Below are 24,619 nucleotides of genomic sequence, written 5' to 3'. Positions count from 1 at the left end.
AACCATGACCGACTACGCCCGACTCGACGCCTGGGTAGACGCCCACTTTGATGAGGAAGTGCGCTTCCTGCAATCGCTAGTGCGCGTGCCCACCGACACGCCTCCCGGCAACAACGCCCCCCACGCCGTCCGCACCGCCGAACTGCTGCAAGACTTTGGCTTCGACGCCGAAGCGCACACCGTGCCCGCCGAGCAGGTCAAGGACTACGGCATGGAGTCCATCACCAACCTGATCGTGCGGCGCGAGTACGGTCCCGGCCGCCGCGTGGCGCTGAACGCGCACGGCGACGTGGTGCCTCCGGGCGACGGCTGGCAGCACGACCCTTACGGCGCCGAGATCGATAACGGCAGCCTGTATGGCCGCGCCGCCGCCGTCAGCAAGAGCGACTTCGCCAGCTTCACCTTCGCCGTGCGCGCGCTGGAAGCCGTGGCGCGCCCCACGCACGGCGCGGTCGAACTGCACTTCACCTATGACGAAGAATTTGGCGGATTGCTGGGCCCCGGCTGGCTGCTGTCGCAAGGCCTGACCAAGCCCGACCTGATGATTGCCGCGGGCTTCAGCTATGAAGTCGTGACCGCGCACAACGGCTGCCTGCAGATGGAAGTGACCGTGCACGGCAAGATGGCGCACGCCGCCATTCCGTCCACCGGCGTGGACGCGCTGCAAGGCGCGGTCAAAATTCTGAACGCGCTGTATGCGCAGAACGAGCAATACCAGCGCATCACGTCCGACGTTCCCGGCATCAGCCACCCCTACCTGAATGTCGGACGCATTGAAGGCGGCACCAACACCAACGTGGTTCCTGGCAAGGTCAGCTTCAAGCTCGACCGGCGCATGATCCCCGAAGAAAATGCGGCGGAAGTCGAAGCGAACATTCGTCAGATCATCCAGGACGCGGCCGCCTCCATGCCCGGCATCAGCATCGACATCAAACGCCTGTTGCTGGCCAATTCCATGCGCCCGCTGCCGGGTAACCAGCCGCTGGTTGCCGCCATCCAGAAGCATGGCGAAGCCCTCTTTGGGGAACCCATACCCGCCATGGGCACGCCGCTGTACACGGATGTGCGCCTGTATGCTGAAGCCGGCATTCCCGGCGTGATCTACGGTGCGGGGCCGCGCACGGTGCTGGAATCGCACGCCAAGCGCAACGATGAACGCGTGGTGCTGGAAGACCTGCGCCGCGCCACCAAGGTCATTGCCCGCACGCTGGCAGACCTGCTTCATCCCGTCTGATAAATCGTCTGACTGAACCGGGCACGGCGCCACCCGATGCGCGTCGTGCCCGCGCATCCCCCTTCCTCTTAAGTCCGGCGGCACCCTGTCCGGCCTGGCGGCAGCCCTGTCCGCGGCATCCCCACGTTCGTACAATTCCTTCATTAAGTAACTTTTCATGTCAATTTAATGCGGGTTTTCCTCTATTTCGAACCTTAACCCTGCCTGTATACATTCCTCGTACACAAGAAAGGCTTTTCAGGATTTTCCCGACCGACATTCCACTCCGCCAGGAGACTTCCCATGCAGGCTGCATCGTCCGCGCCATCCAGCGCGTCGCAAGACATCCATCCCGTTGATCAGCGCCTGCCCAATGGCAAGCTCGCGGCGCTAGGCCTGCAACACGTACTGGTGATGTATGCCGGCGCCGTGGCTGTGCCACTGATCGTGGGCCGGGCGCTTAACCTCACGCCTGACGAAGTGGCCATGCTGATCTCGGCCGACCTGTTCTGTTGCGGGCTGGTGACCCTGGTGCAAACGCTGGGCGCCACGCAATGGTTCGGCATCAAGCTGCCCGTCATGATGGGCGTCACCTTTGCGGCGGTTGCGCCGATGGTGGCGATGGCCAACGCCAACCCCGGGCAGGCGGGCGCCCAGCTGCTGTTCGGAACCATCATCGGGGCGGGCATCGTGTCGATCCTCATCGCCCCCTTGATCAGCCGCATGCTGCGCTACTTTCCGCCCGTCGTAACAGGCACCATCATCACCGTCATCGGCATCACGCTGATGCGCGTGGGCATCAACTGGATCTTCGGCAATCCGTCCGGCCCCACCGCCCCCGTCATCGTTGACCCCATCTATGCCAAATGGCTGGCCGACGTCACCTCCCCGGGCAGCGCGATTCCGCCCGTGCCGCAAGGCTTCGCCATCATGCCGTCCATGCCCAACCCCAAGTACGCCGACCTGACCGGCCTGGGCATTGCAGCGCTGGTGCTGGTGGCGATACTGCTGATCGTGAAGTACACGCGCGGCTTCATCGCCAACATTTCGGTGCTGCTAGGCATCGTCATCGGCGCCGTCGTGGCGTCCGCAACCGGCATCATGACGTTCGAAAAAATCGGCCAGGCCGACTGGTTCGATATCGTGCTGCCCTTTCACTTCGGCATGCCGCAATTCGACCCCATGCTGATTTTGAGCATGTCGCTGATCATGGTTGTGGTGATGATCGAATCCACCGGCATGTTCCTGGCGCTGGGCGAAATGACGGATCGCGAAATCACCCAGCAAGCCATGGCGCGCGGCCTGCGCACCGATGGCCTGGGCACCTTGCTCGGCGGCATTTTCAATACGTTTCCCTACACCAGCTTTTCGCAAAACGTCGGGCTGGTTGCGGTAACGGGCGTGAAGAGCCGCTTCGTCTGCGTGGCGGGCGGCATCATTCTGCTGGTGCTAGGTTTGCTGCCCAAGATGGCGGCGCTGGTGGAATCGTTGCCTACCGTAGTGCTGGGTGGCGCGGGCATCGTCATGTTCGGCATGGTGACGGCCACGGGCATCCGCATCCTGTCCGGCGTGGACTTCAAGGGCAACCGCCACAACGCGATGATCGTGGCGGTGTCGATCGGGGTCGGCATGGTGCCGCTGATCGCGCCCAACTTCAAGCAATGGATGCCGCACTCGCTGCATACGCTGATTGAGTCGGGCATTTTGCTGGCGTCGCTGTCGGCCGTGTTGCTCAACCTGTTCCTGAACGGCGCCACGCACGACGAGCGCGCCATCATCACGGCCGCCTTGCAAGCCGAAGAACACTGACCGTCGCCGCCGCGGCCCTGGGCCGCGGCGTTTAAAGCCCATCAGGCCAGGCGCATCACCCGGCGCCAGAACAGCACGGCCACCATCACAAAGACCGCCAGGCCCAGGTAGGACGCGGGCTTCGCGAACGTCTCGCCAGCGATCGCCAGCGGCGCGTCCGTACCCGCGCCGCCAATAATGGCCGCCATCAACACCCCCACCAGACTTTCACCAACGATCAAGCCAGACGCAATCAGCACGCCACGGCGGTTGGCCGCGTCTGCAAACTGCTCGTAAGGCTTGCCCGCGGCGGCGGCACGGCGGCGCAACGCGCGCTCAAGCAGCCACGCCAGCACCGCCCCTGCCACGATGGGCGCGGCCACGGTGGGCGGCAGATAAATGCCGATGCCCACCGCCAGCACGGGGATGCGCGCGACGCGGCAAGTGCGCTTGAGGATTTCATCCACCACAATCAGCGCCACGCCCACGGCCATGCCGATCAGGATCATCGTCCAGTTCAATTGATGCGTGAAGATGCCGCGCGCAATCGCCAGCATCAACGTCGCCTGCGGGGCCGACAAGGCTTGGGCGGGGTCCATGCCGTCGCGCGGCATCGCGTCCGCAAAACCGTAAGCGTTGTAGAGCAGTTCCAGCACCGGGGAAATGACTGCCGCGCCCACCACGCAACCAATCAACAGCGCCACCTGCTGACGCCACGGCGTGGCGCCGACAAGCCAGCCCGTCTTCAAGTCTTGCAGGTTGTCGTTGGAAATCGAGGCCACGGCCACCACCGCCGATGTGCTGAAGATGGCCAGCGCAATCGCCATCTGCACGCCGTTCTGCACCGCCAGCAACTCGCCGCCCAGCGCCAACATCAACAGCGACACCAGCACGATGGCGACGATGCCCACGCCTGAAATCGGGCTCGTCGACGAACCCACCAAGCCCGCCATGTAGCCGCAAGCCGCGGCCACCAGAAAGCCGAATACGAATGCAAACAGCACGGCATAGGCGACCAGCTTCCAGATGGCGGCGGCCGACAAGGGCGCGCCCGCCAGGAACACCTGGAAGGTAATCACCAGAACGACCACCAGCACCAGCGTCACTACCGAGATCCAGCCCGCGGACAAGTCGCGCTCGGTGCGCGGCGCCTTACCGGCCCGCGCCGCGCCCGCCTTCGTCAACGCCGAGAACGACGCTTTGACGCCACGCGCCATCGGCATGAACAAGGTGGCCAACGTCCAGATTGCCCCCACGCCGATCACGCCCGCGCCGATGAAGCGCACCTGCGACGACCACAGTCCGGTGGCGTACTGGGCCAGTGACATATCAACGGGCATGTCGCCCATGGCGGTCAGCACCGGCACGGCAATGCCCCACGAGATGATCAGGCCGGTCAGCATGGCCAAGCCCGCGACGATGCCGATCAGGTAGCCGGCGCCCAGCAACGCCAAGGAAAATCCCATCGGCAGACGGAATACCGCGCCGCCCCACGCGAACCAGCCGCTGACGCTGTCGCCCAGCACCCGCAAGCCACTGGCGGCAAAGCTGACGACCGCAGCCACCGCGCCACCCGCCACGATGTCGCCCATGCCGGTCGCAGCCGGTTTGGCCGATGCACCGCCGCTGTCTTCCGCGGCATCTTGCGCCCGCTCGGCGCTACCCACGCGCAGGATCTCTGCGGCGGCCACGCCTTCGGGGTACGGCAGGTCGCTTTGCACCACCATCACGTGGCGCAGCGGAATCGTGAACATCACGCCCAGCATGCCGCCGGCCGCGCAAATGCCCAGCGTCTGCCAGAACGGAAAGCCCTGCCAGTGGCCCATCATGACCAGCGCAGGCAGGATGAAAATGATGGAAGACAAGGTGCCCGCGGCCGAGGCCTGCGTCTGCACCATATTGTTTTCAAGGATGTTGGCGTCTTTGAACAGACGCAGCACCGACATCGAAATCACCGCAGCGGGGATGGCGGATGAGAACGTCAGGCCCACCTTCAGCCCCAGGAAGACGTTAGAGGCCGTGAAGATCACGGTGATCAGTGCGCCGAGCAAGACGCCGCGGAACGTAAGCTCCGGAAGGGTGACGTTTGCCGGGACGCTGACGGGTTGAGTCATTGAAGTCTCCCGTTTGGAATTCTGCTAAACCGCGCATTCTAGCGCTTCAGCGTCCACCCAGTGGTCACCACGCGTAAGCGTCGCCTGGCGGCAGAAGCTGCCGGCAATGGAAAGGCTGGCAAAAGATTATGCTGAAAGCTGGTACATCCGCCCTGGAATTTGATCACTCATGCCATCGACACAGGTCTAGCATGGAGCGATAACAGGAGACATATTCACGATGCGCGACCAGAGCCACCCCGCCCCCGACGCCGATCACCCGCACGACGCCGACCCCGCCGAAACCGCCGAATGGCGCGACGCTTTGCAGTCACTGGTTGACGCGGAAGGCGCTGGCCGCGCCGGCTATGTGCTGGATAACCTGCTGGGGCATGCCGCCTCGCTGGGGCTGCGCGCCAACAGCCAGACGCGCACCGCCTACCTGAACACGATTCCGGCCGACCAGGAACCGCCCTTTCCCGGCAACCTGGCGGTAGAAGAACGCATCGCCCGCATCAACCGCTGGAACGCGCTGGCCATGGTGGTGCGCGCCAACCAGGCGCACGGTGAATTGGGCGGCCACATTGCCAGCTACGCATCGGCCGCCGATTTGTTTGAAGTGGGCTTCAACCACTTCTTCCGCGCGCAGTCCGAAGATGGCCCGGGCGACCTGGTCTACATGCAGCCGCATTCGGCGCCCGGCGTCTACGCCCGCGCTTATCTGGAAGGCTTTCTGAATGAGGCCGACCTGGCGCACTTCCGCCAGGAAATCACGGCCACGTCACGCGGCTTGCGCGGCTTGTCGTCCTATCCGCACCCGTGGCTGATGCCGGACTTCTGGCAATTCCCGACCGGTTCAATGGGCATCGGCCCCATCAACGCCATCTATCAAGCCCGCTTCATGCGCTACCTGGAACACCGCTCGCTGGTGCCGGGCGGCGACCGCAAGGTCTGGGGCATTTTTGGCGACGGCGAAATGGACGAACCCGAATCCATCGCCGCCCTGACGCTCGCCGCACGTGAAAAGCTCGACAACCTGGTCTTCGTCGTCAACTGCAACCTGCAACGGCTGGACGGGCCGGTGCGCGGCAACGGCCGCATCATCGACGAACTGGAAACGCTGTACGCGGGCGCGGGCTGGAACGTGATCAAGCTGGTCTGGGGCAGCGACTGGGACGCTCTGCTCAGGCGCGACACCAGCGGCGCGCTGGCCCGCGCATTCGCCAACACCGTTGACGGCCAATTCCAAACCTTTGCCGCCAACGACGGCGCGTTCAACCGCGCCCACTTCTTCAACCAGAACCCCGAACTGGCCGCGCTGGTTGCTGACTGGACCGACGAGGCCATCGACCGCCTGCATCGCGGCGGCCACGACATGGTGAAGATTCACGCCGCCTATCTCCGCGCGGCGCAGCACCGTGGGCAGCCCACGGTGATTTTGGCGCAGACCAAGAAAGGCTTCGGCATGGGCGCCGCCGGCCAGGGCAAGATGACCACGCACCAGCAAAAGAAGCTGGACGACGAGGCCCTGCTGGCGTTTCGCGACCGCTTCGCGCTGCCGATTTCGGACGCCGATTGTCTGGCGCTCAAGTTCTATCGGCCCGCTGAAGACAGCGCCGAACTGCGCCATCTGCAAGCGCGCCGCGCTGCGCTGGGCGGCCACATCCCACGCCGCCGCACCGAAGCGCCGCGCCTGACGCCGCCGGATGCCGAACACTGGGCACGCTTCGCGCTGGCCGCCGACGGCAAGGAAATGTCGTCCACGATGGCCATCGTGCGCATGCTGACCGCGTTGCTCAAGGACAGCACCGTGGGCTCGCGCATCGTGCCCATCGTGGCCGACGAAGCCCGCACCTTCGGCATGGCCAACCTGTTCCGCCAGATCGGCATCTACTCGGCTCAAGGCCAGTTGTACGAACCCGAAGACATCGGCTCGGTGCTGTACTACCGCGAAGCGCGCGACGGCCAGATTCTTGAGGAAGGCATCACCGAAGCCGGCGCGATCTCGTCGTGGACGGCGGCCGGCACCAGCTACTCGGTGAACGGCCTGCCGATGCTGCCCTTCTATATCTATTACTCGATGTTCGGCTTTCAGCGCATCGGTGACCTGATCTGGGCCGCCGCCGACCAACGCACGCGCGGCTTTCTGGTGGGCGCCACATCGGGCCGCACCACGCTGGGTGGCGAAGGGCTGCAACACCAGGACGGTTCCAGCCACATCATGGCCGCCGCCGTGCCCAACTGCCGCGCCTACGACCCGGCCTACGCGTACGAGGTCGCCGTCATCGTCGAACACGGCATGCGGCGCATGCTGGACGAGCAGCGCGACGAATTCTTCTACCTGACGGTCACGAACGAAAACCTGGCGCAGCCCGACATGCCCGCCGACGCCGGGGTGCGCGAAGGCATTCTGCGCGGGCTGTATCGCCTGCGCGCCGCACGCGGCAAGGCGCAAGTGCGGCTGCTGGGCGCAGGCCCGATGCTGCGCGAAGCCGAAATGGCCGCCGACCGTTTGCGCGATCAGCACGGCGTGGACGCCGAAGTCTGGAGCGTCACCAGCTTTTCCGAGCTGGCCCGCGACGGCCGCGAAGCCGAACGCGCCCGCGTGTTGGGCCTGGACGCAGCGCCCGGCGCCGACTGGGTCCGCACGTGCCTGGGCGGCAGCGACGCCCCCGTCATCGCGGCCACCGATTACGTGCGCGCCGTGCCTGACCAGATCCGCGCCTGGGTGCCCGCCCCCTACCGCACGCTGGGCACCGATGGCTTCGGCCGCAGCGATACGCGCGCGCAGCTGCGCGACTTCTTCGAAGTCAGCGCCGACTGGATCGTGCTGTACGCGCTGGACAGCCTGGGCCGCCAGGAAGACGCCAACACGCTGCGCAAGAAACTTAACGCCCATACGCGAGGAACGCCTCCCTGGGAATCGTAAAAAATCCGACTCGTTCTTGATCAAAAGCGTCCGCTCGCTGCACTGCAACAACCAATCGTGCGCGCTTTCTGGTGAAATACGGGCGTTCCCTAAGCATTTCGCAAAGAAACCGGCGGGCCGCGAGCCCGCCGTTTGTCATCCCGTTTTCTTTTTTAGTTAGTGCCTCAGAGGCCCCGATCCCATGGACGACACTCTTACCAAAATGGCGTTGGATTACCACGCCTATCCCACCCCCGGCAAAATCTCGGTCGTGCCGACCAAGACCTTGGCCAACCAGGACGACTTGTCCCTGGCCTACTCGCCCGGCGTGGCTGCAGCTTGCATGGCCATCTTCGACCAAGGTGAAGACGCCGCCTCGAAGTACACCTCGCGCGGCAACCTGGTGGGCGTGATCACCAACGGCACCGCCGTCCTCGGCCTGGGCAACATCGGCCCGCTGGCCGCCAAGCCGGTCATGGAAGGCAAGGGCTGCCTGTTCAAGAAGTTTGCCGGCATCGACGTGTTCGACATCGAACTGGCCGAGAACGATCCGGACAAGCTGGTCGACATCATCGCAGCGCTGGAGCCCACGCTGGGCGGCGTCAACCTGGAAGACATCAAGGCGCCCGAGTGCTTCTACATCGAGAAGAAGCTGCGCGAGCGCATGAAGATTCCCGTCTTCCATGACGATCAGCACGGCACCGCCATCATCTCGTCGGCCGCCATCCTGAACGGCCTGAAGGTCGTGAACAAGGACATCGGTTCGGTCAAGCTGGCTTGCTCCGGCGCCGGCGCCGCCGCCATCGCTTGCCTGGACCTGCTGGTCCACCTGGGCGTCAAGCGCGAGAACATCTTCGTGGTGGATTCCCGCGGCGTCATCTGGGAAGGCCGCGATGAAAACATGGAACCCAACAAGAAGCGCTATGCGCAGAAGACCGACGCGCGCACGCTGGCCGATGTGGTCAACGGCGCCGACGTGTTCCTGGGCTGCTCGACCGCCGGCGTCATGACGGGCGACATGGTCAAGACCATGGCCGACCGTCCGCTGATCCTGGCCCTGGCCAACCCGGAACCGGAAATCCGCCCGGAAGTGGCCAAGGCCGCCCGCCCGGATTGCATCATCGCCACCGGCCGTTCGGACTACCCGAACCAGGTCAACAACGTGCTGTGCTTCCCCTTCATCTTCCGCGGCGCCATGGATGCCGGCGCTTCGCGCATTACGGAAGAAATGAAGCTGGCTTGCGTGAAGGCCATTGCCGATCTGGCGCAAGCCGAGCAGAACGATGAAGTGGCCCGCGCCTACGCCGGCCAGGAACTGTCGTTCGGCCCCGACTACATCATCCCGAAGCCCTTCGACCCGCGCCTGATTTTCCAGATCGCGCCGGCCGTGGCCCAAGCTGCCGCCGACTCCGGCGTGGCAGCCCGCCCCATCGAAGACATCGAAGCCTACCGCCAAAAGCTGATGGGCTTTGTGTACCACTCCGGCCAGCTGATGCGTCCGCTGTTCGCCCAAGCCAAGAAGGCGCCCAAGCGCGTCATCTACGCTGACGGCGAAGACGAACGCGTCCTGCGCGCCGTGCAAACGGTGGCCGACGAAAAGCTGGCCCGCCCGATCCTGATCGGCCGTCCGTCGGTCATCGAAATGCGCATCAACAAGGCCGGCCTGCGCCTGGTGGCCGGTGAGCACTTCGAAATCGTTGACCCGGAAGACGACGAGCGCTTCAACGAAACCTGGAACGCGTACTACCAGCTGAAGGGCCGTGAAGGCGTGACGCCGGCCATCGCCAAGGCGATGATCCGCAAGCACAACACGCTGATCGGCGCGATGCTGCTGCGCCGTGGCGATGCCGACGCGCTGCTGTGCGGCGTGGCCAGCAAATACGACAACCAGCTCAAGTACATCGACGAAATCATCGGCAAGAAGGAAGGCCAGACGTACGCCGCCCTGAACGTGCTGATGCTGCCTGACCAGACCCTGTTCGTCACCGACACCCACGTCAACGAAAACCCGACGTCGGAAGAAGTGGCCAACATCACGATCCAGGCTGCCGACGAAATGCTGCGCTTTGGCGTGGTGCCGAAGATTGCTCTGCTGTCGCACTCGAACTTTGGCAGCCGCGTGACGGAGTCGTCGAAGAAGATGGCCGCCGCCAGCAAGCTCGTGCAAGAACGCGCGCCTGACCTGGAAGTGGACGGCGAAATGCACGCCGACGCCGCCCTGTCGGAAAAGATCCGCGTTCTGGCCTACCCGGACAGCACGCTGAAGGGCCGCGCCAACCTGCTGGTCATGCCGAACCTGGACACCGGCAACATCACGTACAACATGCTGAAGATGACGGGCAGCAATGGTGTCGCGATGGGCCCGATCCTGCTGGGCGCGGCACGCCCGGTGCACATCCTGACGACCAGCGCCACCGTGCGCCGCATCGTCAACATGACGGCGCTGGCCGTTGTGGATGCGCAGCAGGAAGCCGCTGACGCCGCCAAGAAGCGCCGTTGATCACCAACGCGCTTTAGCCGCACGGGCGCCCCACGGGGCGCCCGTTTTCATTGGGCGGCATCGCACAGCCGCATCCCACAGCCGCGCCCCACAGCGGCATCCCACCCGCCATCGTGTCGCGATAGTTCACGCGCGAAGATAGTCTGCGGCCCCAGGCGGATGGTAAAACCGAGCTTGTCACTTTTCTGGAGACGACATGCTGGCCGATGCCCTCTATGCCTGGTTCCACTACCTGGCTATCTTCGTCATGGTGGTGGTGCTGACCGCCGAAGCCGTGCTGCTGCGCCCCGACCTTACCGCCAATGGCGTGAAGCGGCTGATCATCTATGACCGCCTCTATGGCGTCAGCGCCATCCTGGTGCTGGTCACCGGCCTGCTGCGCCTGACCTTGGGTGCGAAAGGCGCGGCGTTCTACATGAGCTCACCGTGGTTCCACGCCAAGATCACGCTGTTCGTCATCATTGCGCTCTGTTCGATCCCACCCACGCTGAAGATCCTGCGCTGGGCGAAACAATCCCGTCAGCAGGCGGGCTTCGTGCCGGCCGCGCCAGAGATCAAAAGCGTACGGCGCTGGGTGATGATTGAGTCGCACCTGTTCATCTTCCTGCCGCTGTTCGCCGTGCTGATGGCGCGCCACATCAGCGTGTAGCCGTTGACGCCGGCCAGCCTTTGGCCAGGCAGGCGATCAGGTAATCGACGAATGCCCGGGCCCGGGCTGGCAGCAAGCGGGTTTCCGTGACGACGTGCACGGGAAACGGGCCCAGGCTCCATTCAGGCAGCACGCGCCGCAAACCGCCGGATGATTCCAGCTCGGTCTGGTCGCCGCCTAGCGCGGCGATGCCCGCGCCCAGCATCGCCAGCCGGCGCGCCATGCCCGCTTCATTCACCGAAAACCGGCTGCCGGGCATGACGCTGACCTGCTCGTTGCCGCGGACAAGCTGCCAACGCGTCGACGCCCCGTTGTCTTGCGCCCGAAATCCGATGCATTCATGCGCCGTCAATTCCGACGGATGCGTGGGCGCGCCGTGAGTCAACAGATAGTCTTCCGATGCGTAAAGATGCACGCGCAGCGCACCCAGCGTTCTGGCGATGCGCGAAGATTCGGGCAACTCGCCAATCTTGATCGTCAGATCGCAGGGCTCGGCCACGCGGTCTGCATGTTCCAGGCTGGCCAGATTCACATGAAACGCCACCTCCGGGTGACGGCGCGAGAACCCCAGGAAAATTTCCGCCATCACATCGGTCGCGAAGGTGGCCGGCATGTTGATGCGCAACAGGCCCGAGGGCGTGGCGGTCAGCGCCTGCAATTCCTCGTGCGCAACCTGCGCCTCTTCCACGATGCGCAGGCAGCGTTCCAGATAAATCTCGCCCGCGCCGGTCAGTTCAACCTTGCGGGTGCTGCGGGTCAGCAGGCTCAAGCCCACCGAGCGCTCCAGTTCCGCCACCCGGCGCGATAGTGTCGATTTCGGCAGCCCCAGCACGACGGCGGCGCGGCTGAAGCTGCGCGCCTTGGCTACCTCTGCAAACAGCTCCATGCTGTGCAGGCTTCTCACGGCAGTCTCATCCGGCGGGTCTCCGTTACGGTTTAGCCGGCGTGTCAACACCGGCGGCAAGCCGCATTGTCGGGCCAGACTTTTAAGAATTTCTTAATGGGTGCTGCAAACGCGGCCACCTCATGCCGCTACGGGCAGCGTGCGCGCGCAGGGGGCTTTGGCTCCTCGTCGCCGACGACGAAGGTCGCGAACTTAAAGACGCCGACTTCATCGTTCGTCACAATGCCGGCGAGCGTTCCGTCGAACGCTTGCATGACTGACATGCCTTCTGGCACGTCGGCATGGCCCTCGCGCCTGGCCACCCGCCCTTCCCCCGGGCTGAACACCAGTACGCCGGGAAAAGGCTCGCGCTGCCCATCGATCACGCGCCTGATGGTCTTGACCTGCGTGCCCTCGGCATAGTCAAAGCCCCCCCGCTGCACGCGGCAGGCAAGCTCCGCGTCGCTGACTCGCAGCAAGCGCCGGTCAATATCCAGATATATCCGGGGCTCGCTCAACATCAGGCCGAACACCTTCACCGCCACGGGATCTTTTACTTCGATGCGCCAGCGGTCAGGGTCGCTCGAGCCGTCCACATATACCGTGCCGGTCGAGCCATACAACACCGAACCCGCATGGATCGCAATTCCCTCGACCTCGTTGCCGCTACCCAGCGTGCATTGGTTCAGGGCCTTCATGGCGCCGTCGGATTCGGTGTCAAATTCGATGTCCTGCGTGCTGTCGCAACGCCACCCCTGCACCAGTTGGTCACCCTGGCCTTTCAGGACGATATTTCGCGGATACCGGCGAATCAGCTCGTACGTGTCTTTTTCGTATTCGGTGTCCAGATATCGGCGCGCAAGCAGGGTGTGCACGCCGAAGATGGGCGTGGGCGCAGGAAATTCGGCCTCGACGTACGTTTCCAGCTGCCCTTCGTCTTGCAACTTCAGCCGGGTGCCGGCGGGCATTGCCACGCCGCCCACGGTAGCCGCTTGTTCCAGCGTCACGTTGCGCGCGGCCTCGGCCCGCTCACTCTCGCGCTCAATTTGCCAGACGATGGTGTGTACCCAGGCGAAGAAGGCAAAGGGCACCGCCAACACCACGAACAGCACGGCCGACTTCTTCCAGTGCTTACGGACGGTTCGGCGATGGCTGGCGCTGACGGCCAGCACCACGCCCCAAATGGCCAGCACGACCCCGGCAAGCAGGCCCAGGGAAAGCAACAGGTAAAAATTGGCTGATGGCAGTGAGACAGGAATCATGGCCAGCATGATATCCGCTTCTTCCCGCCGGAGAAGCACCCAAGCGGCAGGCAACAAAAAACCGCCCGAAGGCGGTTTCTTGTGAGTGTCCTGCCGAAGGGTAAGCGGATTAACGCTTGTCCATCGGGGGCACGTCGCGGGTCACGGAACCCGTGAACAGCTGGCGCGGGCGGCCGATCTTGTAATCGGGGTCCGACAGCATTTCGTTCCACTGGGCAATCCAGCCCACCGTGCGGGCCAGCGCGAAGATGGCCGTGAACAGCGAGGTCGGGATGCCGATGGCGCGCTGGACGATACCCGAGTAGAAGTCCACGTTCGGGTACAGCTTGCGCTGCACGAAGTACGGGTCCGACAGGGCGATGCGTTCCAGTTCCATGGCCAGCTTGAACAGCGGGTCGTTTTCCAGGCCCAGGGCCGAGAGCACTTCCTTGCACGTTTCTTGCATCAGCTTGGCGCGCGGGTCGTAGTTCTTGTAGACGCGGTGGCCAAAGCCCATCAGGCGCACGCCCGAGTTCTTGTCCTTGACCTTCTCCATGAACTCGCCAACCTTGGCGATGCCGCCGTTGGCTTGCAGCTCTTCCAGCATTTGCAGGCAAGCTTCGTTGGCGCCGCCGTGAGCCGGGCCCCACAGGCAAGCCACGCCAGCCGAGATGGCGGCAAACGGGTTGGTGCCCGACGAACCGCACAGGCGCACGGTGGAGGTCGACGCGTTTTGCTCGTGATCAGCGTGCAGGATGAAGATGCGGTCCAGCGCGCGCTCGACGACTTCATTGACCTTGTAGTCTTCGCACGGCGTGGCGAACATCATGCGCAGGAAGTTGCCCGTGTAGGACAGGTCGTTCTGCGGGTAGATGAACGGTTGGCCTTGCGAGTACTTGTACGCCATCGCAACCAGCGTCGGCATCTTGGCGATCAGGCGGATGGCCGAGATGTGGCGATGCTGCGGGTTCGTGATGTCGGTGGAGTCGTGGTAGAACGCGGACAGCGCGCCAACCAGACCCGTCAGCACGGCCATCGGGTGAGCGTCACGGCGGAAGCCGCGCAGGAAGAAGTGCAGCTGCTCGTTGACCATCGTGTGATGGGTCACTTGCGAATCAAAGTCAGCCTTCTGTTCCTGGTTCGGCAGTTCGCCGTTCAGAATCAGGTAGCAGATGTCCATGAAGTCGCAATTGACGGCCAATTGCTCGATGGGGAAACCGCGGTACAGCAGTTCACCCTTGTCGCCGTCGATGTACGTGATGCCCGATTCGCAAGCGGCCGTGGACATGAAGCCCGGGTCAAACGTAAACATGCCCGTCTGGCCATACAGCTTGCGGATGTCGATCACATCCGGACCGACCGTGCCCTTGTAGACAGGGAACTCAATGGGTGCGCTGCCATCCGAGAAGGATAGAGTGGCTTTTTTGTCAGACAGGTTCATGTTATTTCCTCTCACATTAATCAGAGTGCGCGCATCTGGCCAATAATGCCCCGAAGCCTGGGGGTGTCCAGGTCGCCTTCGAGTTCCTTACGGGCCAGCAGCAGGTCGAGAAGATCGTTGTCTCCCATCTCGAACAGCTGGGTCAATGCGGCCACATCATCATCGGTAAGTTCAGCCTCGTAAGCGTCAAGATACCGAGTGATGATCAAGTCGTTTTCGAGCAGGCCGCGGCGCGCCCGCCAACGCAGACGCGCCCGCTCCAGTTCAGTTAGCCTGCTCATCGTTACACCAWAAATACAAAAGTCTTCACGCTAGATAGACACTAGACCGTACGGCGAACCATCAGTTCCTTGATCTTGCCGATGGCCTTCGTCGGGTTCAGGCCCTTCGGACAGACGTCGACGCAGTTCATGATGGTGTGGCAACGGAACAGGCGGTACGGATCTTCCAGGTTGTCCAGACGCTCGCCGGTGGCTTCGTCGCGGCTATCGGCGATGAAGCGGTAGGCTTGCAGCAGGCCGGCCGGGCCGACGAACTTGTCCGGGTTCCACCAGAACGACGGGCAGGAAGTGGAACAGCACGCGCACAGAATGCACTCGTACAGGCCATCCAGCTCTTCGCGCGCCTCGGGCGACTGCAGGCGCTCTTTTTCGGGCGGCGGCGCGTCGTTGATGAGGTACGGACGGATCGAGTGGTACTGGTTGAAGAAGTGCGTCATGTCCACGATCAGGTCGCGGATGACGGGCAGGCCCGGCAGCGGACGCAGAACGATGGGTTCCTTCAATTCGCGCAGGTTCGTCGTGCAGGCCAGACCGTTCTTGCCGTTGATGTTCATGGCGTCCGAACCGCACACGCCTTCACGGCACGAGCGGCGCAGGGCCAGGCTGTCATCGACGTCGTTCTTGATGCGCACCAGCGCATCAAGCAGCATCTTGTCGGTGGGCTGGAGTTCAACGTCCAGCTTCTGCATGTACGGGCGCTCGTCCTTGTCCGGATCGTAGCGGTAGATTTCGAACTTGACGATTCTCTTGGTGCTCATAATGGGCTCTATCCGGACTTAGAAGGTACGCGCCTTGGGCGGGAAGGACTCAACGGTGAGCGGCTTCATCTGCACAGGCTTGTAATCCAGGCGGCTGCCTTCGGAGTACCACAGCGTGTGCTTCAGCCAGTTCTCGTCGTCGCGCGTCGGGTGGTCGTCCAGCGCGTGAGCGCCACGGCTTTCCGTACGGGCAGCGGCCGACTTGATCGTGGCGCGGGCCACTTCGGTCATGTTGGCCAGTTCCAGCGCTTCGACGCGCGCGGTGTTGAACACCTTGGACTTGTCCTTGAAGTAGATATTGTCGGCTTGCTTGGCCAGATCTTCGATCTGCGTCACGCCTTCGTTCAGCAGTTCCAGCGTGCGGAACACGCCGCAGTGGCGCTGCATCGAGAAGCGGATGGCGTTGCCGATGTCTTGGGTCTTTTCGCCCGAGGTGCGCGATTCCAGCTTGTTCACGCGGTCCAGCGAGAATTCCACGGCTTCTTTCGGCAGGTCCTGGTGCGCACGCTGGCGCTCCGGGTGCGAATTCACGATGTGGTTGCCGGTGGCGCGGCCGAAGACGATCAGGTCCAGCAGCGAGTTCGTGCCCAGGCGGTTGGCGCCGTGCACCGACACCGCGGCGCATTCGCCGATGGCGTACAGGCCGTTGACGACCTTGTTCTCGCCGTTTTCGCGCGACAGCACCTGGCCGTGGTAGTTGGCCGGAATACCGCCCATCTGGTAGTGAATGGTCGGGACGACGGGGATCGGTTCCTTGATCGGGTCGACGTTACCGAACTTGATGGCGATTTCGCGGATCGAGGGCAGACGCTTGTTGATGACGTCGGCGCCCAGGTGATCCAGCTTCAGGACGACGTAGCTGCCGTCCGGACCGCAACCGCGGCCTTCCTTGATTTCCTGGTCCATCGAACGCGACACGAAGTCACGCGGAGCCAAGTCCTTCAGCGTGGGCGCATAGCGCTCCATGAAGCGTTCGCCATCCTTGTTCAACAGGATGCCGCCTTCGCCACGCACGCCTTCGGTGATCAGCACGCCCGCGCCAGCAACGCCGGTCGGGTGGAACTGCCAGAATTCCATGTCTTGCAGCGGGATGCCTGCGCGCGCAGCCATGCCCAGGCCGTCACCGGTGTTGATGAAGGCGTTGGTGGAAGCGGCCCAGATACGGCCAGCGCCGCCGGTGGCCAGCACCGTGGTCTTGGCTTCCAGGATGTAGATTTCGCCCGTTTCCATTTCCAGAGCGGTGACGCCGACGACGTCGCCCGCTTCGTTGCGCAGCAGGTCCAGCGCCATCCATTCGACGAAGAACTGGGTGCGCGCGGCAACGTTGCGCTGGTAGAGCGTGTGCAACAGCGCGTGGCCGGTGCGGTCGGCGGCGGCACAGGCGCGCTGCACCGGCTTTTCACCGAAGTTGGCGGTGTGACCGCCGAACGGACGCTGGTAGATCGTGCCGTCGGGGTTGCGGTCAAACGGCATGCCGAAGTGCTCGAGCTCGTACACGGCGTTCGGCGCTTCACGGCACATGAATTCGATGGCGTCCTGGTCGCCCAGCCAATCCGACCCCTTGACGGTGTCGTACATGTGCCAGTACCAGTTGTCTTCGCTCATGTTGCCCAGCGAGGCGCTCACGCCGCCTTGTGCGGCAACGGTGTGCGAACGCGTGGGGAACACTTTGGACAGCACTGCAACGGACAGGCCCGCTTGGGACAGTTGCAGCGAACAACGCATGCCGGCTCCACCGGCGCCAACGACCACCACATCAAACTGGCGGCGCGGCAAGGATTTCATGACAGAGACCACGGCTTAAATGCTCCAGAGGATTTGCGCGAAGTAAACGACCGTACCGACCAGCCAGAGGATCGTCAGCACTTGCAGCAGCAGGCGCAGGCCCACCGGCTTGACGTAGTCCATCCAGATGTCGCGCACGCCAATCCAGGCATGCCAGGCCAACGCAATGAATGCAAGGGAGGCCAGGATCTGGCCAACCGGAATGAAGCCCACGTAGAAATTGAACAGCTTGACCCAGTGTTCATACGTGAAGGCAGGCATCGTCAAGATGCCGACGAGCAGCACCAGCGTATACACGGCCATGATGACGGCGGTGATGCGCTGGATGATGAAATCCATGACCCCATAGTGGGCGCCAACGACCAGGCGCTTGGGTCCGTAGTTTTTAGCGGCGGCCATTTACAGCACTCCGAACAGTTTGAGACCGAACACCAGCGTCAGCGCCAGGCTGACACCGAAAACCACGCCGGCGCTTTTCTTGGCCGACAGCTTGTCGATACCGATGTGCAAGTCCAGCAACAGGTAGCGGATGCCAGCACAGAAGTGATGCAGGTAGCCCCAGATCAGGACCAGGAAGACAAGCTTGACGATCGGGTTTGCCGCGATGGAGGCGATCCAGGCGAACGATTGCGGTGCGGCCACGCTAGCTGCGAACAGCGGCACGATGACCAAGGGCAAACAGAGGAACAGCAAAATGCCGCTGATGCGGTGCAGGATGGACAGCTTGCCGGCCAGGGGCAGGCGATAGGAGAACGCAACTTGGGCAAGCCCAATATTGCGAAACTGCGGACGTGGCTTGGCAGCGGTGTCGGACATGACGGCCTCGGTGTTTCGGAACTAGGGAATCGTGACGGCGAAAGTGCCGTGGCCCTTTCGGGCAAACACAGTATTTTCGCCCAGAGATTGGGTTGGTATCAAATCGTAGTTAAAAAGCTCATCAATTCAGACTATTGCGGTAGTGGTATCGATCGGTCAAGTACAAACCCCGGCGAATTTCCATGGGGCGGTCACCATAGGTGTAAGACACCCGATCCACCTGCAACAACGGCGTGCCGGCCGGAACATTAAGCAGGGGACAGACTTCGGCCGGCGCAATCACTGCGCGCAGCTTCTCGTCCGCGCGCACCATGCTGACGCCGAACTCGGATTCGAACAGACCATAGAGCGGCGCCTTGTTGGCGGTCAGCAGCTCCAGGGTCAGTCCACGGAAAATGGAACCGGGCAGCCAGATGTCGTCCACGACGGTGGGCGTCTGCCCCATGGACAGCAGGCGGCGGATCATGACAACGGTTTCGCCAGCACGCAGGTCAAGGGCGCGCGCGATTTCAGCGGGCGCACGCAGGCGGCGGCATTCCAGGATACGGCTTTCCGCTCGGCCGGGCTCGCCTTCTTCATCGGCGGCCAGGCGCAGGAAACGGTAACGCACGCGGGCTTCGTGGTGGGTGGCGACAAACGTGCCCTTGCCCTGGCGGCGCAGCAGCATGTGCTCGGCGGCCAACTCATCAACCGCCTTGCGCACCGTGCCCTGGCTCACCTGAAAACGGGCGGCCAGATCGATTTCGCTGGGGATGAGTTCACCGGGCTTCCATTCACCGCGCTCAAGGCTTTGAACGAGCAGATCCTTGATCTGGCGATAGAGCGGACTGAAAGCGGCCCCCTCGCCCGTTGAACGGGCGGCGCGTGTGCGTAAGGAGGTTTCGGGCCGAGGCTCTGCCATGGATCTTCTTGAAAGTGTCATGTTCATCCGGATGATGGGAGGGCAGCGCAAAAAACGATGCGAAACACAATGCAAACGTACGATGCCGATGCACGGTGTAAACCCACATCCAAAATGCGCTAGAAAGAGCACAGCGGGCCGTGCTGCAACGCATTCGAATAAACGCTCTATTGTGGCATATCGGGCGGGACGCTGTCCAACGTCTTATGTCTTATATAAGATAGAAGAGCGTTTGACGCCCCCTGGAAATCGTTCTAGGATTCACGGCTGTCAGGGCCCCGCGCTGGCTTGTTCGTGCGCGCTGTTTTTGATGCCCCAACGATTACACTGATTGGTGAGATTTTTCTCGCCAAACCATTACGGAGAACGTCCATGTCCAAGCCTGCCTTGCGTGTCGCCGTCACCGGCGCCGCCGGCCAAATCGGTTACGCACTGCTATTCCGCATCGCCTCTGGCGAAATGCTGGGTAAAGATCAACCCGTCATCCTGCAACTGCTGGAAATCCCCGACGAGAAAGCGCAAAAGGCCCTGAAGGGCGTCATCATGGAATTGGATGACTGCGCCTTCCCGCTGCTGCAGGAAGTGACCGCCCACAGCGACCCCCGCACCGCCTTCAAGGACGCCGACGTGGCCCTGCTGGTTGGCGCCCGTCCGCGCGGCCCCGGCATGGAGCGCAAGGACCTGCTGTCCGTCAACGCCCAGATCTTCACGGCGCAGGGCAAGGCCCTGAACGACGTGGCCAGCCGCAACGTCAAGGTCCTGGTTGTCGGCAACCCCGCCAACACCAACGCCTACATCGCCATGAAGTCGGCGCCGGACCTGCCGGCAAAGAACTTCACCGCCATGCTGCGCCTGGACCACAACCGCGCCCTGTCGCAGTTGTCGGCCAAATCGGGCAAGCCGGTTGCCGCCATTGAAAAGCTGGTCGTGTGGGGCAACCACTCGCCCACGATGTACCCGGACTTCCGCTTCGCCACCGTCGGCGGCGAGTCGCTCACCAAGCTCATCAATGACGACGCCTGGAACCGCGACACGTTCATCCCGACCGTGGGCAAGCGTGGCGCCGCCATCATCGAAGCCCGTGGCCTGTCCTCGGCCGCTTCGGCCGCCAACGCCGCCATCGACCACGTCCGTGACTGGGTCCTGGGCAGCAACGGCAAGTGGGTCACGATGGGTATTCCGTCGGACGGCTCCTACGGCATTCCGGAAGGCATCATCTACGGCGTGCCGGTCACGACCGAAAACGGCGAATACAAGCGTGTTGAAGGCCTGGAAATCGACGCCTTCTCGCGTGAGCGCCTGGACTTCACGCTGAAAGAGCTCCTGGAAGAGCGCGACGGCGTCAAGGACCTGCTGAAGTAAGCAGCGCTTGAATCAGAATTGGGCCCGCTCACGCGGGCCCAATTCCTAAGCAAGACCGAAACATCCATCCGAAACATACATCTGTCTCGCTGCCCCGCCGCCGGCGATTGTCGCGTAGGGGACAGATTTATATTCCGGACCCGCGATAAGGTCGTGGGCTAGTCATAAAAGAAACGGAGACTTCCATGTCCAGACCCGAATCGCCCGGCGCCCTCTTCCGTCGCGCCCTCGCCGAAGAAAGCCCGCTGCAAATCATTGGCGCCATCAACGCCAACCACGCACTGCTGGCCAAGCGCGCCGGCTATCGCGCCATCTACCTGTCTGGCGGCGGTGTGGCGGCGGGGTCCCTGGGCCTGCCCGATCTGGGCATCAACACCATGGACGACGTGCTGACCGACGTGCGCCGCATCACCGACGTGTGCGACGTGCCGCTGGTGGTGGACATCGACACCGGCTTTGGCCCGTCGGCGTTCAACATCGGCCGCACCGTCAAAAGCCTGATCAAGTTCGGCGCGGCCGCCTGCCACATCGAAGACCAGGTCGGCGCCAAGCGCTGCGGCCATCGCCCGGGCAAGGAAATCGTCACCACCGAAGAAATGGCCGACCGCGTCAAGGCAGCGGCCGACGCGCGCACCGATTCCGATTTCTACCTGATCGCCCGCACCGACGCCATTGCGTCCCACGGCGTGGACGCCGCCATCGAACGCGCGCTGGCCTGCGTGGAAGCCGGCGCTGACGCGATCTTCGCCGAAGCCGCCTACGACCTGCCCACCTATGACCGCTTCGTCAAAGCCGTCAAGGTGCCGGTACTGGCCAACATCACCGAATTCGGCAAGACGCCGCTGTTCACCGTTGAAGAACTCAAGAGCGTGGGCGTGGGCATGGTGCTCTACCCGCTGTCGGCCTTCCGCGCCATGAACAAGGCCGCCGAAGCCGTCTACACCGCCATCCGCCGCGACGGCCACCAGAAAAATGTGGTGGACCTGATGCAAACGCGCGAAGAGCTGTACGACCGCATCGGCTATCACGAATTCGAATCCAAACTGGATGCGCTCTTCCAGAAGGGCAAAGCGTAATCCCGCCATGCCTTTGGTATCCGGCGCCGCGCCACCCGCGCGGCGCCACGAGTATCCCCATTGCATCGACCACAGCGAAAGAAAAGGAGTAGAGACATGAGCACGGCTGCCAAAAAGCAAGAAGCCAAGCCGGACGCGAAGCCGGAAGAGAAAGCCGGTTTCAAACCCAAGAAATCCGTCGCCCTGTCGGGCGTGGTCGCAGGCAACACCGCGCTGTGCACGGTGGGCCGCAGCGGCAACGACCTGCACTACCGCGGCTACGACATTCTGGACATCGCCCACACCAGCGAGTTCGAGGAAATTGCTCACCTGCTGGTCCACGGCAAGCTGCCCAACAAGGCCGAACTGGCCGCGTACAAGCAGAAGCTGAAGAGCCTGCGCGGCCTGCCCGCCCAGCTGCAAGTGGCGCTGGAAGCGCTGCCCGCCTCCAGCCACCCGATGGACGTGATGCGCACCGCCGTGTCCGTGCTGGGCTGCGTGCTGCCTGAAAAAGACGACCACAACACCCCGGGCGCGCGCGACATCGCCGACCGCCTGATGGCCAACCTGGGTTCGGCGCTGCTGTACTGGTATCACTACAGCCACAACGGCCACATGATCGACGTGCAAACCGACGACGACAGCATCGGCGGCCACTTCCTGCACTTGCTGCACGGCGAAAAGCCCAGCGACGAATGGGTCAAGGCGATGCACATCTCCTTGAACCTGTACGCCGAGCACGAATTCAATGCGTCGACCTTCACCGCGCGCGTCATCGCGGGCACGGGTTCGGACATGTTCTCGTCGATCGCCGGCGCCATTGGCGCCTTGCGCGGCCCCAAGCACGGCGGCGCCAACGAAGTGGCGTTTGATGTACAAAAGCGCTATGAAACGCCGGACGAGGCCGAAGCCGACATCCGCCGCCGCGTCGAAGCCAAGGAAGTCATCATCGGCTTTGGCCACCCGGTCTATACCGTGTCCGACCCGCGCAACAAGGTCATCAAGGAAGTGGCGAAGAAGCTGTCCAAGAAGGCCGGCAGCACCAAGATGTTCGACATCGCCGAACGCCTGGAAACCGTCATGTGGGACATCAAGAAGATGTTCCCGAACCTGKACTGGTTCTCGGCCGTCAGCTATCACATGATGGGCGTGCCCACCGCCATGTTCACCCCGCTGTTCGTCATCGCGCGCACGGCAGGCTGGTCGGCCCACATCATTGAACAGCGCATCGACAACAAGATCATCCGCCCCACCGCCAACTACGTCGGCCCGGAAGATCAGAAGTTCGTGCCGCTGGACAAGCGCAAGTAAGGCGAGCCCACCACAACGAGAGCGGCGCGGCATGGCCACCTGTATTGACTTCTTCGCTAAGGAGGGTTCGCAATGTCCGCCCCAATCTCTAACGTACGCCCCGAGCCCGACCAGGTCCTGGTTGATATCGCGGACTACGTTCTTAACTACGAGATCAAAAGCAGCCTGGCGTACGAGACCGCCCGTAACTGCTTGATCGACACGCTGGGCTGCGGCCTGGAAGCGCTGGAATATCCGGCGTGCAAAAAGCTGCTGGGGCCGGTCGTGCCTGGCACGGTGGTGCCCAACGGCGCCAAAGTGCCGGGCACCTCTTTCCAGCTTGATCCTATCCAGGCCGCGTTCAACATCGGCACCGCCATCCGCTGGCTCGATTTCAACGACACCTGGCTTGCCGCCGAATGGGGCCACCCATCGGACAATCTGGGCGGCATTCTTGCCACGGCCGATTGGCTGTCGCGCACGGCGGTCGCTGCCGGCAAAGCACCCCTGCTGATGCGCGACGTGCTGACGAGCATGATCAAAGCGCACGAAATCCAGGGCTGCATCGCGCTGGAAAACTCCTTCAACAAGGTCGGTCTGGACCACGTCGTGCTGGTCAAGGTGGCGTCCACCGCCGTCGTGGCGCAGATGCTGGGGCTGGACCGCGATGAAGTGATCAACGCCGTGTCGCTGGCCTGGGTCGACGGCCAAAGCCTGCGCACCTATCGCCATGCTCCTAACACCGGCAGCCGCAAAAGCTGGGCCGCGGGCGACGCCACCAGCCGCGCCGTGCGCCTTGCGCTGATCGCCAAGACGGGCGAAATGGGGTATCCGTCGGTGCTCAGCGCCAAGACCTGGGGCTTTTACGATGTGCTCTTCAAAGGCCAGCCGTTCAAATTCCAGCGGCCCTATGGCAGTTACGTGATGGAGAACGTGCTGTTCAAGATTTCGTTCCCGGCGGAATTCCACTCGCAGACCGCCGTGGAATGCGCGATGGAAATCCACGACAAGCTGAAGTCAGCGGGCAAGACCGCCGACGACATCAAGGCCATCAAGATACGCACGCATGAGGCGTGCATCCGCATCATCGACAAGAAGGGGCCGTTGAACAATCCGGCTGACCGCGACCATTGCATCCAGTACATGGTGGCTGTGCCGGTGCTGTTCGGCCGGCTGACAGCTGCCGACTACGAAGACGACGTGGCCCGCGATCCGCGCATCGATGCGCTGCGCGACAAGATCGTCTGCGTGGAAGACCCGGCCTACACCCGCGATTACCACGATCCCGACAAGCGCTCGATTGCCAACGCGCTGACGGTAGAGTTCAACGATGGCACGCGGCTCAATGAAGTCGTCTGCGAATACCCCATCGGCCACAAGCGCCGCCGCGCCGACGGCATTCCGCTGCTGGAAGCCAAGTTCCGCACCAACCTGGCCCGCATGTTCCCCACCAAGCAGCAGCGCCGCATCCTGACCGTATCGCTGAACCAGCAGGCGCTTGAGGCCATGCCGGTGCATGAATACGTAGACCTGTACGTGATTTAGGGTGCGCCGTTTGATGGGTTGCGCCCGTTCTGCATTCAATTTCTTAGAACAGCCGCACCGCGGGCCACCCATCCTACGATGCCCTCCCGCAGCCACTACCCACCGGCCTT

The 24,619-nt window shown here is 63.1% G+C and carries 19 protein-coding genes; 9 read left to right on the top strand and 10 right to left on the bottom strand.

What is annotated here, in order from left to right:
- Positions 1 to 4: 4 nt before the first annotated feature.
- On the top strand, positions 5 to 1,234 hold the full coding sequence (locus AC1DB0_RS05705) for a M20 family metallopeptidase (protein ID WP_346552302.1): 1,230 nt from the start codon (positions 5 to 7) through the stop codon (positions 1,232 to 1,234).
- 282 nt (positions 1,235 to 1,516) lie between these two features.
- Positions 1,517 to 3,022, top strand: a complete 1,506-nt coding sequence (locus tag AC1DB0_RS05700) for a nucleobase:cation symporter-2 family protein (protein ID WP_175169636.1) — start codon at positions 1,517 to 1,519, stop codon at positions 3,020 to 3,022.
- A gap of 41 nt (positions 3,023 to 3,063) precedes the next feature.
- Here AC1DB0_RS05700 and AC1DB0_RS05695 read toward each other — a convergent pair whose 3' ends face one another.
- A complete protein-coding gene (locus tag AC1DB0_RS05695; RefSeq protein WP_476757675.1) occupies positions 3,064 to 5,115 on the bottom strand; it encodes an OPT family oligopeptide transporter in 2,052 nt (683 codons plus the stop codon).
- Positions 5,116 to 5,335: 220 nt separating this feature from the next.
- On the opposite strand from AC1DB0_RS05695, the gene mdeB reads away from it, so the two are divergent.
- The 3 genes from mdeB (at position 5,336) to AC1DB0_RS05680 (ending at position 11,151) form a co-directional block, all read left to right on the top strand.
- A complete protein-coding gene (gene mdeB, locus AC1DB0_RS05690; protein ID WP_175169634.1) occupies positions 5,336 to 8,023 on the top strand; it encodes an alpha-ketoglutarate dehydrogenase in 2,688 nt (895 codons plus the stop codon).
- 181 nt (positions 8,024 to 8,204) lie between these two features.
- Positions 8,205 to 10,502 (top strand): NADP-dependent malic enzyme, encoded by a 2,298-nt coding sequence (locus AC1DB0_RS05685; RefSeq protein ID WP_054423891.1) that lies wholly within the window; start codon positions 8,205 to 8,207, stop codon positions 10,500 to 10,502.
- Between the two features lie 196 nt (positions 10,503 to 10,698).
- Positions 10,699 to 11,151, top strand: a complete 453-nt coding sequence (locus AC1DB0_RS05680; protein ID WP_054423893.1) for a DUF2214 family protein — start codon at positions 10,699 to 10,701, stop codon at positions 11,149 to 11,151.
- Here AC1DB0_RS05680 and AC1DB0_RS05675 read toward each other — a convergent pair.
- The 9 genes from AC1DB0_RS05675 to AC1DB0_RS05635 form a co-directional block, all read right to left on the bottom strand.
- Complete coding sequence (locus AC1DB0_RS05675) at positions 11,141 to 12,037, bottom strand: LysR family transcriptional regulator (protein WP_476757916.1); 897 nt, start codon at positions 12,035 to 12,037, stop codon at positions 11,141 to 11,143. The two genes, AC1DB0_RS05680 and AC1DB0_RS05675, sit on opposite strands and share 11 nt — an antisense overlap.
- A 146-nt stretch (positions 12,038 to 12,183) precedes the next feature.
- The gene (locus tag AC1DB0_RS05670) at positions 12,184 to 13,305 is read right to left on the bottom strand and encodes a hypothetical protein (protein WP_441370650.1); all 1,122 of its coding nucleotides are present in this window, start codon (positions 13,303 to 13,305) and stop codon (positions 12,184 to 12,186) included.
- A gap of 100 nt (positions 13,306 to 13,405) precedes the next feature.
- On the bottom strand, positions 13,406 to 14,716 hold the full coding sequence (locus AC1DB0_RS05665) for a citrate synthase (protein ID WP_025141293.1): 1,311 nt from the start codon (positions 14,714 to 14,716) through the stop codon (positions 13,406 to 13,408).
- A 20-nt stretch (positions 14,717 to 14,736) separates the two neighbouring features.
- Positions 14,737 to 14,997, bottom strand: coding sequence for a succinate dehydrogenase assembly factor 2 (locus AC1DB0_RS05660; RefSeq protein WP_006218128.1), 261 nt, complete (start codon positions 14,995 to 14,997; stop codon positions 14,737 to 14,739).
- Positions 14,998 to 15,038: 41 nt separating this feature from the next.
- Complete coding sequence (locus AC1DB0_RS05655; protein ID WP_006218127.1) at positions 15,039 to 15,755, bottom strand: succinate dehydrogenase iron-sulfur subunit; 717 nt, start codon at positions 15,753 to 15,755, stop codon at positions 15,039 to 15,041.
- An 18-nt stretch (positions 15,756 to 15,773) separates the two neighbouring features.
- Positions 15,774 to 17,552: a succinate dehydrogenase flavoprotein subunit gene (sdhA, locus tag AC1DB0_RS05650; protein ID WP_054423897.1), complete on the bottom strand. Its 1,779-nt coding sequence runs from the start codon at positions 17,550 to 17,552 to the stop codon at positions 15,774 to 15,776.
- Positions 17,553 to 17,555: 3 nt separating this feature from the next.
- A complete protein-coding gene (gene sdhD / locus AC1DB0_RS05645) occupies positions 17,556 to 17,939 on the bottom strand; it encodes a succinate dehydrogenase, hydrophobic membrane anchor protein (protein WP_054423899.1) in 384 nt (127 codons plus the stop codon).
- On the bottom strand, positions 17,940 to 18,356 hold the full coding sequence (gene sdhC / locus AC1DB0_RS05640) for a succinate dehydrogenase, cytochrome b556 subunit (RefSeq protein ID WP_006223904.1): 417 nt from the start codon (positions 18,354 to 18,356) through the stop codon (positions 17,940 to 17,942).
- A 121-nt stretch (positions 18,357 to 18,477) separates the two neighbouring features.
- Positions 18,478 to 19,257, bottom strand: coding sequence for a GntR family transcriptional regulator (locus AC1DB0_RS05635; protein ID WP_054423901.1), 780 nt, complete (start codon positions 19,255 to 19,257; stop codon positions 18,478 to 18,480).
- A 372-nt stretch (positions 19,258 to 19,629) separates the two neighbouring features.
- On the opposite strand from AC1DB0_RS05635, the gene AC1DB0_RS05630 reads away from it, so the two are divergent.
- The 4 genes from AC1DB0_RS05630 to AC1DB0_RS05615 all read left to right on the top strand — a co-directional run bounded on the left by AC1DB0_RS05630 (position 19,630) and on the right by AC1DB0_RS05615 (position 24,509).
- Complete coding sequence (locus AC1DB0_RS05630) at positions 19,630 to 20,619, top strand: malate dehydrogenase (RefSeq protein WP_054423904.1); 990 nt, start codon at positions 19,630 to 19,632, stop codon at positions 20,617 to 20,619.
- Positions 20,620 to 20,804: 185 nt separating this feature from the next.
- On the top strand, positions 20,805 to 21,695 hold the full coding sequence (prpB, locus tag AC1DB0_RS05625; protein WP_054423906.1) for a methylisocitrate lyase: 891 nt from the start codon (positions 20,805 to 20,807) through the stop codon (positions 21,693 to 21,695).
- Positions 21,696 to 21,791: 96 nt separating this feature from the next.
- Positions 21,792 to 22,985 carry a bifunctional 2-methylcitrate synthase/citrate synthase gene (gene prpC / locus AC1DB0_RS05620; protein WP_476758619.1) on the top strand — a complete coding sequence of 398 codons (1,194 nt, stop codon included), beginning with the start codon at positions 21,792 to 21,794 and terminating at the stop codon, positions 22,983 to 22,985.
- Positions 22,986 to 23,057: 72 nt separating this feature from the next.
- On the top strand, positions 23,058 to 24,509 hold the full coding sequence (locus AC1DB0_RS05615; protein ID WP_476757678.1) for a bifunctional 2-methylcitrate dehydratase/aconitate hydratase: 1,452 nt from the start codon (positions 23,058 to 23,060) through the stop codon (positions 24,507 to 24,509).
- Positions 24,510 to 24,619 lie beyond the last annotated feature (110 nt).

The sequence above is a fragment of the Achromobacter sp. 10T422 genome (assembly GCF_056394065.1).
Note: the sequence above shows the minus strand (reverse complement) of the source record. Positions and strands in the feature narration are given on the sequence as shown.

Coding starts and splice junctions, on each gene's coding strand:
- AC1DB0_RS05705 (WP_346552302.1), top strand. CDS start 5: ATGACCGACTACGCCCGACTCGACGCCTGGGTAGACGCCCACTTTGAT.
- AC1DB0_RS05700 (WP_175169636.1), top strand. CDS start 1,517: ATGCAGGCTGCATCGTCCGCGCCATCCAGCGCGTCGCAAGACATCCAT.
- AC1DB0_RS05695 (WP_476757675.1), bottom strand. CDS start 5,115: ATGACTCAACCCGTCAGCGTCCCGGCAAACGTCACCCTTCCGGAGCTT.
- mdeB (WP_175169634.1), top strand. CDS start 5,336: ATGCGCGACCAGAGCCACCCCGCCCCCGACGCCGATCACCCGCACGAC.
- AC1DB0_RS05685 (WP_054423891.1), top strand. CDS start 8,205: ATGGACGACACTCTTACCAAAATGGCGTTGGATTACCACGCCTATCCC.
- AC1DB0_RS05680 (WP_054423893.1), top strand. CDS start 10,699: ATGCTGGCCGATGCCCTCTATGCCTGGTTCCACTACCTGGCTATCTTC.
- AC1DB0_RS05675 (WP_476757916.1), bottom strand. CDS start 12,037: ATGGAGCTGTTTGCAGAGGTAGCCAAGGCGCGCAGCTTCAGCCGCGCC.
- AC1DB0_RS05670 (WP_441370650.1), bottom strand. CDS start 13,305: ATGCTGGCCATGATTCCTGTCTCACTGCCATCAGCCAATTTTTACCTG.
- AC1DB0_RS05665 (WP_025141293.1), bottom strand. CDS start 14,716: ATGAACCTGTCTGACAAAAAAGCCACTCTATCCTTCTCGGATGGCAGC.
- AC1DB0_RS05660 (WP_006218128.1), bottom strand. CDS start 14,997: ATGAGCAGGCTAACTGAACTGGAGCGGGCGCGTCTGCGTTGGCGGGCG.
- AC1DB0_RS05655 (WP_006218127.1), bottom strand. CDS start 15,755: ATGAGCACCAAGAGAATCGTCAAGTTCGAAATCTACCGCTACGATCCG.
- sdhD (WP_054423899.1), bottom strand. CDS start 17,939: ATGGCCGCCGCTAAAAACTACGGACCCAAGCGCCTGGTCGTTGGCGCC.
- sdhC (WP_006223904.1), bottom strand. CDS start 18,356: ATGTCCGACACCGCTGCCAAGCCACGTCCGCAGTTTCGCAATATTGGG.
- AC1DB0_RS05635 (WP_054423901.1), bottom strand. CDS start 19,257: ATGGCAGAGCCTCGGCCCGAAACCTCCTTACGCACACGCGCCGCCCGT.
- AC1DB0_RS05630 (WP_054423904.1), top strand. CDS start 19,630: ATGTCCAAGCCTGCCTTGCGTGTCGCCGTCACCGGCGCCGCCGGCCAA.
- prpB (WP_054423906.1), top strand. CDS start 20,805: ATGTCCAGACCCGAATCGCCCGGCGCCCTCTTCCGTCGCGCCCTCGCC.
- AC1DB0_RS05615 (WP_476757678.1), top strand. CDS start 23,058: ATGTCCGCCCCAATCTCTAACGTACGCCCCGAGCCCGACCAGGTCCTG.